At 72.6% G+C, this 13,472-nt stretch carries 13 protein-coding genes; 11 read left to right on the forward strand and 2 right to left on the reverse strand.

Translation table 11 applies throughout. The features are described 5' to 3' along the window. Window positions 1–39: 39 nt before the first annotated feature. Window positions 40–1,260 (reverse strand): threonine aldolase family protein, encoded by a 1,221-nt coding sequence (locus KYY02_RS12180; RefSeq protein WP_371237916.1) that lies wholly within the window; start codon window positions 1,258–1,260, stop codon window positions 40–42. 196 nt (window positions 1,261–1,456) lie between these two features. On the opposite strand from KYY02_RS12180, the gene KYY02_RS12185 reads away from it, so the two are divergent. From KYY02_RS12185 to KYY02_RS12230, 10 genes are all read left to right on the forward strand, one after another. Further along, on the forward strand, window positions 1,457–2,413 hold the full coding sequence (locus KYY02_RS12185; protein WP_371237917.1) for a Rossmann-like and DUF2520 domain-containing protein: 957 nt from the start codon (window positions 1,457–1,459) through the stop codon (window positions 2,411–2,413). 70 nt (window positions 2,414–2,483) lie between these two features. Further along, window positions 2,484–3,482, forward strand: coding sequence for a pantoate--beta-alanine ligase (gene panC, locus KYY02_RS12190; protein WP_371237918.1), 999 nt, complete (start codon window positions 2,484–2,486; stop codon window positions 3,480–3,482). Continuing rightward, on the forward strand, window positions 3,479–5,188 hold the full coding sequence (locus KYY02_RS12195; protein ID WP_371237919.1) for an L-aspartate oxidase: 1,710 nt from the start codon (window positions 3,479–3,481) through the stop codon (window positions 5,186–5,188). The genes panC and KYY02_RS12195 overlap by 4 nt, the downstream gene beginning before the upstream one ends. Window positions 5,189–5,193: 5 nt before the next feature. After that, window positions 5,194–6,168: a carboxylating nicotinate-nucleotide diphosphorylase gene (nadC, locus tag KYY02_RS12200; protein WP_371237920.1), complete on the forward strand. Its 975-nt coding sequence runs from the start codon at window positions 5,194–5,196 to the stop codon at window positions 6,166–6,168. A gap of 8 nt (window positions 6,169–6,176) precedes the next feature. Then, entirely contained in the window at window positions 6,177–6,974 is a 798-nt protein-coding gene (locus KYY02_RS12205; protein ID WP_371237921.1) for a type III pantothenate kinase, read from the forward strand. Between the two features lie 470 nt (window positions 6,975–7,444). After that, a complete protein-coding gene (locus KYY02_RS12210) occupies window positions 7,445–8,047 on the forward strand; it encodes a hypothetical protein (RefSeq protein ID WP_371237922.1) in 603 nt (200 codons plus the stop codon). A gap of 27 nt (window positions 8,048–8,074) precedes the next feature. After that, complete coding sequence (locus KYY02_RS12215) at window positions 8,075–8,251, forward strand: hypothetical protein (RefSeq protein ID WP_371237923.1); 177 nt, start codon at window positions 8,075–8,077, stop codon at window positions 8,249–8,251. Window positions 8,252–8,376: 125 nt separating this feature from the next. Beyond that, complete coding sequence (locus KYY02_RS12220; protein WP_371237924.1) at window positions 8,377–8,778, forward strand: BlaI/MecI/CopY family transcriptional regulator; 402 nt, start codon at window positions 8,377–8,379, stop codon at window positions 8,776–8,778. A 9-nt stretch (window positions 8,779–8,787) separates the two neighbouring features. Next, window positions 8,788–9,321, forward strand: a complete 534-nt coding sequence (locus KYY02_RS12225; protein WP_371237925.1) for an amino-acid N-acetyltransferase — start codon at window positions 8,788–8,790, stop codon at window positions 9,319–9,321. A 198-nt stretch (window positions 9,322–9,519) separates the two neighbouring features. Beyond that, the gene (locus KYY02_RS12230) at window positions 9,520–9,855 is read left to right on the forward strand and encodes a histone-like nucleoid-structuring protein Lsr2 (RefSeq protein WP_371237926.1); all 336 of its coding nucleotides are present in this window, start codon (window positions 9,520–9,522) and stop codon (window positions 9,853–9,855) included. Here the strand turns inward: KYY02_RS12230 and KYY02_RS12235 are convergent. Beyond that, on the reverse strand, window positions 9,834–10,493 hold the full coding sequence (locus KYY02_RS12235; protein WP_371237927.1) for an SCO3374 family protein: 660 nt from the start codon (window positions 10,491–10,493) through the stop codon (window positions 9,834–9,836). The genes KYY02_RS12230 and KYY02_RS12235 overlap by 22 nt on opposite strands. A 431-nt stretch (window positions 10,494–10,924) precedes the next feature. On the opposite strand from KYY02_RS12235, the gene KYY02_RS12240 reads away from it, so the two are divergent. Beyond that, window positions 10,925–13,450 carry an ATP-dependent Clp protease ATP-binding subunit gene (locus KYY02_RS12240; protein WP_371237928.1) on the forward strand — a complete coding sequence of 842 codons (2,526 nt, stop codon included), beginning with the start codon at window positions 10,925–10,927 and terminating at the stop codon, window positions 13,448–13,450. The last annotated feature ends 22 nt before the right edge of the window (window positions 13,451–13,472 follow it).

Consider the following 13,472-nt stretch of genomic DNA (forward strand, 5'->3'; position numbering starts at 1 on the left):
GGACCCCGGTCGGGAGGGGACGGCGCGGACGAGGAGCCGTCAGATCCGGACCAGCCGCCGCGCGAACTTTGCCGCCGCCGCACGCACGTCGTCCGCCGTCCACTCCAGCCCCGCGGAACGCACGTACACCTCCGTGCAGGACAGTCCCGGCCCCTTCGGGTCCCAGTGGTTGGCGAAGAGCACGGCCCCCGTCTCCCCGGCCGCCTCGATCGCCGCCTCGGCGGCCGCATCCGCGTCGTACGGCAGCCACACCTGGAAGTCGTGGGTGTGCGGCACCTCGGGACGGACCCGGAACCAGGGCAGCCCTCCCGCCTCCAGGCCCTCGCGCAGCGCGGCTGCCACCACGCGCGCGTGCCGGACGTACTCCGGCAGCCGGGGCAGCTCCCGATCGAGCCCGATCAGCGCCGACAGCGCGGTCGGGAACTGCTGGAAGACGTTGCCGCCGTACCGGTGCCGCCAGGCCCTGGCCTCCTCCACCAGCGTCGCGGGACCGGCGAGGGCCGCCCCGCCGAACGCGTCGAGGGACTTGTAGAACGACACGTAGACGCTGTCCGCGAGCCCCGCGATCTCCTCCAGCGGCCGGCCGAAGTGCTCGGTGCACTCCCACAGCCGCGCCCCGTCGAAGTGCACGACCGCGTCGCGTTCCCGAGCGGCGTCCACGACCTCCGTCAACTCCTCCCACGTGGGCAGCACGAAGCCGGCGTCCCTGAGGGGCAGCTCCAGCATCAGCGCCCCGAAGGGCTCCGCGAAGTCGCGTACCTCGGCAGCGGTGGGCTGCCGGGGCCCGCTCGTCACGTGCACCGGCCGCAACCCGCTGAGCTGGCTGAACGCGTCCCGCTCGTGCACCTCGGGGTGGCTGAGCGGATGCAGGGCGACTGCCGGGCTGCCGGTACGGCCGGCCCAGCAGCGCAGGGCCACCTGCTGGGCCATCGTGCCGGTGGGGAAGAACGCGGCGGCCTCGGCGCCGAGCAGTCCGGCGACCCGCTTCTCCAGGGTCTCGACGACACCGCTGCCGTAGAGGTCGGACATCTCGTCGAGGTCGTACACGCTCCCCGCCGCCTCCAGCAGCGTCAGTCGCTCCCGGAGCGGGGCGACGAAACCGAGGCGCGCGAGCACGCGCGGGGCGCCGCGCCAGGCGGCGATCCGCCGTTCGCGCAACGTCGGCCGCGGCTCGCCGTCCGCCTCCTGCCCGGGCCCCCGCCCGTCCCGCACCGTCGTGGGGTCACTCATGCCGTCCGGATCGCTCATACGCGCGATCATCCCGCGTCCCCGCCCGCGCGGGCACCCTCGTCCTCCGGACGCGGTCCCGTCGCCCACGTCCGCCCGCGGGTGCCGCGACGGCGCACGGAAACCCCACAGCCTGTGGACGACCGGCCGTCCCCGCAACCGATCGCGTTAGCATGACGAGAAATCGTCCGGTACCCCGAGCGGACTGGAACGGGAAGGCCGCCCTCGCGTGAACACAACCCCACAGCCCGATCCCCGGGACCGCCCCGCGCGGCTCACCGTCGGCGTCGTCGGCGCCGGACGCGTGGGCCCCGCCCTGGCCGCGTCCCTCCGGCTCGCCGGGCACCGCCCGGTGGCCGTCTCCGCCGTCTCGGACGCCTCCCGCAGGCGCGCCGAGCAGATGCTCCCCGACGTGCCGGTGGTGCCGCCCGCCGAGGTCCTCCGGCGGTCCGAGCTGGTGCTGCTGACCGTCCCGGACGACGCCCTGCCCGAGCTGGTCTCCGGGCTCGCCGACACCGGCGCGGTGCGGCCGGGCCAACTGCTGGTGCACACCTCCGGGCGGTACGGCGCGAAGGTGCTCGACCCCGCCCTGCGGGCCGGTGCGCTGCCGCTCGCCCTGCATCCCGCGATGACGTTCACCGGCACCTCCGTCGACGTGCAGCGCCTCGCCGGGTGCTCCTTCGGCGTCACCGCCCCCGAGGAGCTGCGGCTGGCCGCCGAGGCCCTCGTCGTCGAGATGGGCGGCGAACCGGAGTGGATCGCCGAGGAGAACCGCCCGCTCTACCACGCGGCTCTCGCCCTGGGCGCCAACCACCTGGTCACCCTCGTCGCCCAGTCCCTGGAGCTGCTGCGCACCGCCGGGGTCGGGGCCCCCGACCGGATGCTCGGCCCACTGCTGGGCGCCGCCCTGGACAACGCCCTGCGCTCCGGCGACGCGGCCCTCACCGGCCCGGTCGCGCGCGGTGACGCGGGCACGGTCGCCGCGCACGTCGCCGAGTTGCGCCGGCACGCGCCGGGGGCCGTCGCCGGCTACCTGGCGATGGCCCGCGCGACCGCCGACCGTGCCCTCGCCCACGGGCTGCTGAAGCCGGAACTCGCCGAGGACCTCCTCGGTGTGCTCGCCGGCAGAACCGGCGATGCCGGCGGATCCGCGGGCACCGGGAGCACCCCGGGGGAGGACCGATGAGCGGCACGCCCCGGCCCTCCGCCCACCCCACCCGCACGACGACGCGCGCGTCCCGGAACGGAGCCTCCCGATGACCGCCACCCTGCTGCGCACCGCCGCCGAACTGCACGCACGCGCGCGTACCGGCCGCCGCGCCGTCGTGATGACCATGGGCGCCCTGCACGAGGGCCACGCCACGCTGATCCGCACCGCGCGGGAGATCGCCGGCCCCGACGGCGAGGTCGTGGTCACCGTCTTCGTCAACCCGCTGCAGTTCGGCGCGGGTGAGGACCTGGACCGCTATCCGCGCACCCTGGACGCCGACCTCGAGCTCGCCGGGCAGGCGGGCGCCGACGCCGTCCTCGCCCCGTCCGTGGACGAGGTCTACCCGGGCGGCGAACCCCAGGTCCGCGTCAGCGCCGGGCCCATGGGCGGACGGCTGGAGGGCGCCGCGCGCCCCGGCCACTTCGACGGCGTCCTCACCGTCGTCGCCAAGCTGCTCCACCTCACCCGTCCCGACGCCGCCCTGTACGGCCAGAAGGACGCCCAGCAGCTCGCCCTGATCCGCCGCATGGTGCGGGACCTGAACTTCGGCGTCGAGATCGTCGGCGTCCCCACCGTCCGCGAGGAGGACGGGCTCGCCCTGTCCAGCCGCAACCGCTACCTCTCGGCCGCCGAACGGCGCACCGCGCTCGCCCTGTCCCAGGCCCTGTTCGCGGGCCGCGACCGGCACGCCGCCCAGCAGGCGCTGCGCGCGCGGGCGAGCGAAGTGCCCTCCACGCGCGGGCGTGCCGAGGCGCTCAGCGCCATAGGGGAGTCCCGCGCGGCGGCCGACGCGCACGCCGTCGCCACGGCCGCCGGCGGCCCGGCGGCCGTCCGCGCCGCCGCCCGCCTGGTCCTCGACGAGGCGGCCCGCCTCACGCCGCCCCTCACCCTGGACTACCTGGCCCTGGTCGACCCCTGCGACTTCACCGAGATCGGCGACGACTTCACCGGAGAGGCCGTCCTCACCGTGGCCGCCCGCGTGGGCACCACCCGCCTGATCGACAACATCCCCCTGACCTTCGGAACCTTCGGAGCCGCCTCGTGACCAGCACAGGCATACGACTGCACGCTCCCGCGCCCGGGTGGTCCATCGACGCGGACGTCGTGGTCGTCGGTTCCGGTGTCGCCGGCCTCACCGCCGCCCTGCGCTGCGAGGCCGCCGGCCTGACGACGGTGGTCGTCACCAAGGCCCGTCTCGACGACGGTTCCACCCGCTGGGCCCAGGGCGGCATCGCCGCGGCCCTCGGCGAGGGCGACACTCCCGAGCAGCACCTGGACGACACCCTGGTCGCCGGCGCGGGCCTGTGCGACGAGGAGGCGGTCCGCCTCCTGGTCACCGAGGGACCCGACGCCGTACGCCGCCTCATCGCGACCGGCGCGCACTTCGACGAGTCGACCGACGGCGCCCTGGAACTCACCCGCGAGGGCGGCCACCACCGCCGCCGCATCGCCCACGCGGGCGGCGACGCCACCGGCGCGGAGATCTCCCGCGCCCTCGTCGAGGCGGTCCGCGCACGCGGGGTGCGCACCGTCGAGAACGCCCTCGTCCTCGACCTCCTCACCGACGCCGACGGCCGCACCGCCGGCGTCACCCTGCACGTCATGGGGGAGGGCCAGCACGACGGCGTGGGGGCGGTCCACGCCCCCGCCGTGGTCCTGGCGACGGGCGGCATGGGCCAGGTCTTCTCGGCGACCACGAACCCCGCCGTCTCCACGGGCGACGGCGTGGCCCTCGCCCTCCGCGCGGGCGCCGAGGTGAGCGACCTCGAATTCGTCCAGTTCCATCCGACGGTGCTCTTCCTCGGCCCCGAGGCGGAGGGCCAGCAGCCGCTGGTCTCCGAGGCGGTGCGCGGCGAGGGCGCCCACCTGGTGGACGCCGACGGCGTGCGCTTCATGCAGGGACGGCACGAGCTGGCGGAGCTCGCCCCGCGCGACATCGTCGCCAAGGGCATCATGCGCCGCATGCGGGAGCTGGACGCCGAGCACATGTACCTGGACGCCCGCCACTTCGGCGCCGAGATGTGGGAGAACCGCTTCCCCACGATCCTCGCCGCCTGCCGCGCCCACGGCATCGACCCGGTCACCGAGACCGTTCCGGTCGCCCCGGCCGCCCACTACGCCTCCGGCGGCGTCCGCACCGACTCCCACGGCCGCACCACCGTGCCCGGCCTGTACGCGTGCGGCGAGGTCGCCTGCACCGGCGTGCACGGCGCCAACCGCCTCGCCTCCAACTCACTCCTCGAGGGCCTGGTCTACGCCGAGCGCATCGCCGCCGACATCGCGCGGGGCGGGAACACCCTCCACGCGCGCGTGCCACAGCCCCTGCCGGCCACGGAGCGCCCCGCGTACCCGCTCCTTCCCCCGGAGGCCCGCCTCACCATCCAGCGGATCATGACCCGGGGGGCGGGCGTCCTGCGCTCCGAGACCTCCCTCTCCGAGGCCGCCGACCGCCTCCACCGGCTCCACAGCGACGCACGCGACGCCCTCGACGAGAACGGCAAGACCGCCGAGCCCGGCGTCGACACCTGGGAGGCCACCAACCTCCTGTGCGTGGCCCGCGTCCTGGTCGCCGCCGCACAGCGGCGCGAGGAGACCCGCGGCTGCCACTGGCGCGAGGACCGTCCCGAGCGCGACGACACGGCCTGGCGCCGCCACATCGTCGTACGGCTGAATCCGGACCGATCGCTGGCGGTGCACACCACCGGCAGCACAGACTTCCCCCCGACCCTCCCCCAGGCCCAGGAGCAGTGACAGCAGTGACCACCCCCGACCTTCCCCTCGTTCCCTCCGACGGCTGCGGCGACGGCTGCGCCTGCGGCGCCGACGAGGAGACCTACCTGGAGTGCGGCCTCGACCCCGCGCTCGCCCAGCTCCTGGCCGACGCGGGCCTCGACCCCGTCGAGGTCGAGGACATCGCAGGCGTCGCCCTCCAGGAGGACCTGGCCCACGGCGTGGACGTGACGACGGTCGCGACCATCCCGGAGGACGCCGTCGCCACCGCCGACTTCATCGCGCGGGAGGCGGGCACCGTGGCGGGCCTGAGGATCGCCGAGGCGGTCATGTCGGTCGTGTGCACGGAGGAGTTCGAGGTCGAGCGCCACGCGGAGGACGGCGACCGTGTCGAGGCGGGCCAGACCCTGCTCTCCGTCACGACCCGCACCCGCGACATCCTCACCGCGGAACGCAGCGCCCTGAACCTCCTGTGCCGCCTGTCGGGCATCGCGACCGCCACACGCGCGTGGGCGGACGCCCTCGAAGGCACCGGGACGAAGGTCCGCGACACCCGCAAGACCACTCCCGGCCTGCGCAGCCTGGAGAAGTTCGCCGTGCGCTGCGGCGGCGGCGTCAACCACCGCATGTCCCTCTCGGACGCCGCCCTGGTCAAGGACAACCACGTGGTGGCCGCCGGCGGCGTCGCCGAGGCCTTCCACGCGGTCCGCGAATGCTTCCCCGACGTCCCGATCGAGGTCGAGGTCGACACCCTGCACCAGCTCCGTGAGGTCCTGGACGCCGGCGCCGACCTGATCCTGCTGGACAACTTCACGCCCGGCGAGTGCGCGGAGGCGGTGGCCCTCGTCGACGGCCGCGCCGCCCTGGAGGCCTCCGGCCGCCTCACCCTCGCAGGCGCGAAGGCGTACGCGGACACGGGCGTCGACTACCTGGCGGTGGGGGCACTCACCCACTCCTCGCCGATCCTCGACATCGGCCTCGACCTGCGAGCGGCGGAGTAGGACCGACCATGCTGCTGACGATCGACGTGGGCAACACGCACACCGTCCTGGGCCTCTTCGACGGCGACGACATCGTCGAACACTGGCGCATCTCCACGGACGCGCGCCGCACGGCCGACGAGCTCGCGGTCCTCCTCCAGGGCCTCATGGGCATGCACCCGCTGCTGGGCGACGACCTGGGCGACGGCATCGACGGCATCGCGATCTGCGCGACGGTCCCGTCCGTCCTGCACGAACTCCGCGAGGTGACGCGCCGCTACTACGGGGACGTCCCGGCGGTGCTGGTGGAACCGGGCGTGAAGACGGGCGTGCCGATCCTCACCGACAACCCCAAGGAGGTCGGCGCGGACCGGATCATCAACGCGGTCGCGGCGGCCGACCTCTACGGCGGCCCGGCCATCGTCGTCGACTTCGGCACGGCGACGACGTTCGACGCGGTCAGCGCGCGCGGGGAGTACGTCGGCGGGGTCATCGCGCCCGGCATCGAGATCTCCGTCGAGGCGCTCGGCGTCCGCGGTGCGCAGCTGCGGAAGATCGAGGTGGCACGGCCGCGCAGTGTGATCGGCAAGAACACGGTCGAGGCGATGCAGTCCGGCATCATCTACGGATTCGCCGGGCAGGTCGACGGTGTGGTCAACCGGATGGCCCGCGAGCTGGCGGACGATCCCGATGACGTGACCGTCATCGCGACCGGTGGGCTGGCGCCGATGGTGCTGGGGGAGAGCTCGGTCATCGACGAGCACGAGCCGTGGCTGACGCTGGTCGGGCTGCGCCTGGTGTACGAGCGCAACGTGCCGCGCCTGTAACGCGCCCGGCGTCTGCGCGGGTCGGGCGCCTGCGGGCCGCCTTCCTCACTCCCCGCCTCGCCCGCCCGTGCCGCCCTGCGCGGCACGACTGCCCGCGGGAGCGGCGGCGGGCGGCTGCCTACGGCGGGACGGGGACGGGGCGGGGGTGCCCACCCGCAGCGGCCGGCGCGGCCGCGCCCCGCACCCCGTCCGAGGAACGTGATCCGCGCCGGTCCGAGGACGGACACCCCCGACACGGCCCCGCTCCCCCCACCGACTACAGGCGCCACTCGAGCCCCCACCGGGCCGAACCCTGTGTCGTGGGCGCAGGAGCCGTGCTCCCATCGGGCCGAACCCTGTGTCGCGGGCGCAGGACCCGCGCCCCGCCGGGCCTGACCCTGCGTCGCGGGCATTCCGCCCACCCGGGTGGCGCCCCGCGCCACACCTGACCCATACGCGGTGTTTGTCTGATTAGCGCGTATCGTCGCGGCATGCCCACGCCCTACGGATCCCGCGGCGGCATGGCGTTCGGCGCGCAGGAGCTGTGTGTGCTCCGCCGCGCCCTCGCCCTCGCCCTGCACCCCGCCCCCGCCCCGGCCGACGACCTCCAGGACTGCCGCCGCCTCGCCGCGGACCTTGCCGAGGCGACGCGGGAGAGTGCCAGGCTGCGCGCCTTCCTCCTGGCCGACCTCGGCCGCTACCGCGCCGCCCTCCCCGGCACCGCCGCCGGCTACCTCGCGCTCCTGGAGGAGGCGCTGGGCGCCGGGTACCGCCCCCGCCCCGACGACCTGGCCGCCCTCCGGGCCCTGAGCGGCAACCCCACCGCCGCCGCCCTTCTGCACCGCTGCCGGCGCGCCCTCCTCCTGGCCCTCCCCGGCGGTCGCGCGGCCACCGGGGACCCGGGGGAGAAGCGGGACCCGGCCCGGAAGCCCCCCGCCACCCCGCCGAACCCCGCTCCCGCCCCCACCCCTGCACCCGCTCCCGCCCCCACCCCCGCTCCCTCCCCCGCCCGCCCCGTGCCCACCCCCGGCGAGGTCTTCCCCCGCCGCAGACCCACCCCGCCCCCGGCGGACCGGCACCTGGTCGCCGGCTGACGACCCCCGCTGTCCTACCCTGGACCCATGGACTACGTCTCCGCGCTCCTTCCCCCGGTCGTCATGGCCGCTCTCTTCATCGGCGTGATCCGGGTGATCGTGAAGACCCAGGGCGGCGCCAACAAGACCAAGGAGGACGCCGTGGTCGACGCGGCCCCCGCACGGGCGCAGGGCTCCCGGCCCGCCCCGAAGACCGAAGTCTGACCCCGACCGCCCCGGCGTACGATCAAAGGTCGTACGCCCTTTTTGTTCACGTTTGCCGATGATCATGCCCTTCGGCACGCGATTGGCGGGATCCGCCACTATTGTTCTGAGTTGTGCCTCGCCCCTTGGGAGAACTCGAAGACGCGGTCATGACGCGGGTGTGGAAGTGGAACCGCCCGGTGACCGTTCGGGAAGTCCTGGAAGATCTTCAGAAGGAACGGTCCATCGCGTACACCACGGTGATGACCGTTTTGGACAATCTCCATCAGAAGGGCTGGGTGCGCCGGGAGGCGGAAGGCAGGGCCTATCGATATGAGGCGGTCTCCACTCGCGCCGCCTACGCCGCCGCGCTGATGAACGAAGCGTGGTCGCAGAGCGACAACGCCGCCGCCGCTCTCGTCGCGTTCTTCGGCATGATGAGCGAGGAACAGCGACAGGCTCTCACCGACGCGATCCGCATCGTCCGGCTCCCGGAAACCCCCGCCGACGAGAACCCCGGCTCCGCGGAGGACCGGAGCGGACGATAGCGTCCGCACATGTCCGCAGCCAGCCCCGAAGTCCCCGCAAAAGCCATCACGGTCCGACGGGCCCGCACCAGCGATGTCCCCGCCGTGCGCCGGCTCCTTGACGCCTACGTCCGCGGGCGCATCCTGCTCGACAAAGCAACGGTGACGCTTTACGAGGACATCCAGGAGTTCTGGGTCGCGGAGCGGGACGACAACGCGGAGGTGGTCGGCTGCGGCGCCCTGCACGTGATGTGGGAAGACCTCGCGGAAGTCCGCACTCTCGCCGTGAAGCCCGGCCTGAAGGGCGCGGGCGTCGGGCACCGGTTGCTGGAGAAGCTGCTGGAGACGGCCCGCTGGCTCGGTGTTCGGCGCGTATTCTGCCTGACCTTCGAAGTGGACTTCTTCGGCAGGCACGGCTTCGTGGAGATCGGGGAGACGCCCGTCGACACCGATGTGTACGCGGAGTTGCTGCGCTCCTATGACGAGGGTGTCGCGGAGTTCCTCGGCCTCGAACGCGTGAAACCGAACACCTTGGGCAACAGTCGGATGCTTCTGCATCTTTGATCTGCGCGCGGTGCCCTATGTCCGAAACGCGCATGTTTCCGTGCCGGGTGCGGGGGCGGGGCCCTGTCAGGGGTTTGTGTTTTTCCGGCAAAAGCGGTTTGCTTTCCGGAGTACTGCAGTACTGCATATAACAAGGGGCGGCGATACGGCGGACGCCGGCACACCCCGGCCCTCAAGTTATCGATGAAAGGAAATCCGGTGGCACAGAAGGTTCAGGTCCTTCTTGTCGACGACCTCGACGGCGGCGAGGCGGACGAGACCGTGACGTTCGCGTTGGACGGCAAGACGTACGAGATTGATCTCACCACCGCCAATGCGGACAAGCTCCGTGGCCTTCTCGAGCCTTACGTGAAGGGCGGTCGTCGTACCGGAGGCCGCGCTGCGGGCGGACGCGGAAAGGCGCGTGCCGCTTCCGGCGGCAGCCAGGACACCGCGGCCATCCGTGCGTGGGCGAAGGAGAACGGTTACGAGGTCAACGACCGCGGCCGTGTCCCCGCGTCCATCCGCGAGGCCTACGAGAAGGCCAACGGCTGACCGTCGGCCCGTGGAGCGGCGGCCGCACCCGCACGCCGCAGCCGGACCCGGTGGATCTGCGTCGCCACCGTGTTCACCAGGCGCACGAGGTCCGGGGGGCCGTCACCGTCCCCCCTCGCGCCCATCGCCGACAGCGTCGGCAGCGAGGCCCCGGCCCCGCGTCCCGGCTCGGGGGGCCGCAACCACACGGCGACCCCCTGCGATCCACCGCGGTCCAGGGGGAGCGGCCGGGCGCCGGAGCCGACGACGGCGGCGCCAGGGGGGCGGGGGGCGTCCATGAGGCCTCCCGCGCCGATCGCCACCAGGTCCAGCTCCAGCGAGCCCCAGTCCAGCCACTCCAGCAGCCCCGGCAGCTCCTCCGCGCTGCCCGCCGCCACCAGCAGCCGCATCCGGCCGCCCCCCAGGGCCACGGGGAACCCCCGCCCGGGAGCCGCCGAGCGCGCCAGGTGCTCCAGTGCCGCGCGGCCCGCCTCCACGGGCACGTCCAGGACGTCGAAGCGCACGCCCACCGCCAGCCGCACCGGCGTCCCGGGCACCGTGGGCCACTGCAGCGCGTTCTCGTACCAGAGGCGCACGTCGTCGCTCGGTGCGAGCGGCCGGCGGAGGAGCGGCTCCGCGGGGGTGACGGTCCGGACCATGCCGGGAGCAACGCTTCCGTGCCCTCCGGGTTACGTTGGGTGCTCGTGCGTGAGCGGAGGGTGTCGAACAAAGGGGCGTGCGGGGGTGCGGGGAGGTGCAAGGTTGTTCGCCCGTAGCGGAGGGAACCCGTGCACTCGGCATGGAGTGTCCGTGGCAGCGGGTAAGACATCCCTAGTGAGAGGGGGCGACATGCGGGGCGGGACGTCTCCCGTTCGCCATGGGCGTACTGGCGAAGGGGGTAACTGCCTGGCCCGCGGGAACATCGTCTCGCACCATCGGGTTGGAGCAGATGTCGGCGTGAGCGGGGTCAGGAGGCCATCGACGGTGTCGGCAGTTGGAATGAGCGGTCCCCGCTCGCGGGACTAAGCTGCGGAAGGACAGGGAGGGGAAGTTCCCCCCACTGCCTGACCGCTCTGAGGAGCGATTAACGATGTTCGAGAGGTTCACCGACCGCGCGCGGCGGGTTGTCGTCCTGGCTCAGGAAGAAGCCCGGATGCTCAACCACAACTACATCGGCACCGAGCACATCCTCCTGGGCCTGATCCACGAGGGTGAGGGTGTCGCCGCCAAGGCCCTTGAGAGCCTCGGGATTTCGCTCGAGGCGGTCCGCCAGCAGGTGGAGGAGATCATCGGGCAGGGCCAGCAGGCCCCGTCGGGTCACATCCCCTTCACCCCCCGTGCCAAGAAGGTCCTGGAGCTGTCGCTCCGCGAGGCCCTTCAGCTGGGCCACAACTACATCGGCACGGAGCACATCCTGCTCGGCCTGATCCGTGAGGGCGAGGGCGTCGCCGCCCAGGTCCTGGTCAAGCTGGGCGCCGATCTGAACCGGGTGCGGCAGCAGGTCATCCAGCTGCTCTCCGGTTACCAGGGCAAGGAGACCGCCACCGCCGGCGGTCCTGCCGAGGGCACTCCCTCCACGTCCCTGGTCCTCGACCAGTTCGGCCGGAACCTCACCCAGGCCGCTCGTGAGTCCAAGCTCGACCCGGTCATCGGGCGCGAGAAGGAGATCGAGCGGGTCATGCAGGTGCTGTCCCGCCGTACCAAGAACAACCCGGTGCTGATCGGTGAGCCCGGCGTCGGCAAGACCGCCGTCGTCGAGGGCCTGGCCCAGGCCATCGTCAAGGGCGAGGTGCCCGAGACCCTCAAGGACAAGCACCTCTACACCCTGGACCTCGGTGCCCTGGTCGCCGGCTCCCGCTACCGCGGTGACTTCGAGGAGCGCCTGAAGAAGGTGCTCAAGGAGATCCGCACCCGCGGCGACATCATCCTGTTCATCGACGAGCTGCACACGCTGGTCGGTGCGGGCGCCGCCGAGGGCGCCATCGACGCCGCGAGCATCCTCAAGCCGATGCTGGCCCGCGGTGAGCTGCAGACCATCGGTGCGACCACGCTGGACGAGTACCGCAAGCACCTGGAGAAGGACGCGGCCCTGGAGCGCCGCTTCCAGCCCATCCAGGTCGCGGAGCCGTCCCTGCCGCACACGATCGAGATCCTCAAGGGTCTGCGCGACCGGTACGAGGCGCACCACCGCGTCTCCATCACCGACGAGGCCCTGGTCCAGGCGGCGACGCTCGCCGACCGCTACATCTCGGACCGCTTCCTGCCGGACAAGGCGATCGACCTGATCGACGAGGCCGGTTCCCGGATGCGCATCCGCCGGATGACCGCGCCGCCGGACCTGCGCGAGTTCGACGAGAAGATCGCCGGCGTCCGCCGCGACAAGGAGTCCGCGATCGACTCGCAGGACTTCGAGAAGGCCGCCTCCCTGCGCGACAAGGAGAAGCAGCTCCTCGCCGCCAAGGCGAAGCGGGAGAAGGAGTGGAAGGCCGGCGACATGGACGTCGTCGCCGAGGTCGACGGCGAGCTGATCGCCGAGGTCCTCGCCACGGCGACGGGCATCCCGGTCTTCAAGCTCACGGAGGAGGAGTCGTCCCGCCTGCTGCGCATGGAGGACGAGCTCCACAAGCGGGTCATCGGCCAGGTCGACGCCGTCAAGGCGCTGTCCAAGGCGATCCGCCGTACCCGTGCCGGCCTGAAGGACCCGAAGCGTCCCGGTGGCTCGTTCATCTTCGCCGGTCCGTCCGGCGTCGGTAAGACCGAGCTGTCCAGGGCCCTGGCGGAGTTCCTCTTCGGTGACGAGGAGGCGCTGATCTCCCTCGACATGTCGGAGTTCAGCGAGAAGCACACGGTGTCGCGTCTCTTCGGTTCGCCCCCCGGCTACGTGGGCTACGAGGAGGGCGGCCAGCTGACGGAGAAGGTGCGCCGCAAGCCGTTCTCGGTCGTCCTCTTCGACGAGGTCGAGAAGGCCCACCCGGACATCTTCAACTCGCTGCTGCAGATCCTGGAGGACGGTCGTCTGACCGATTCCCAGGGCCGGGTCGTGGACTTCAAGAACACGGTCATCATCATGACGACCAACCTCGGCACCCGGGACATCTCCAAGGGCTTCAACCTGGGCTTCGCCGCCCAGGGCGACACGAAGACCAACTACGAGCGCATGAAGAACAAGGTCTCGGACGAGCTCAAGCAGCACTTCCGGCCCGAGTTCCTCAACCGTGTCGACGACGTGGTGGTCTTCCCGCAGCTCACGCAGGACGACATCCTGAAGATCGTCGACCTGATGATCGGCAAGGTGGACGAGCGGCTCAAGGACCGGGACATGGGCATCGAGCTCTCCCAGTCCGCCAAGGAACTGCTGTCCAGGAAGGGCTACGACCCCGTGCTGGGCGCCCGGCCGCTGCGCCGGACCATCCAGCGGGAGATCGAGGACACGCTGTCGGAGAAGATCCTCTTCGGCGAGCTGCGTCCCGGTCACATCGTGGTCGTGGACACCGAGGGCGAGGGCGAGTCGCGGACCTTCACCTTCCGCGGCGAGGAGAAGTCGGCCCTGCCCGACGTTCCGCCGATCGAGCAGGCGGCCGGCGGAGCCGGCCCGAACCTGAGCAAGGACGCGTAGGCGCCGCGCTCGGCCCGAACGG

The sequence above is a fragment of the Streptomyces pimonensis genome (assembly GCF_041380215.1).
Classification (GTDB): Bacteria; Actinomycetota; Actinomycetes; order Streptomycetales; family Streptomycetaceae; genus Streptomyces; species Streptomyces pimonensis.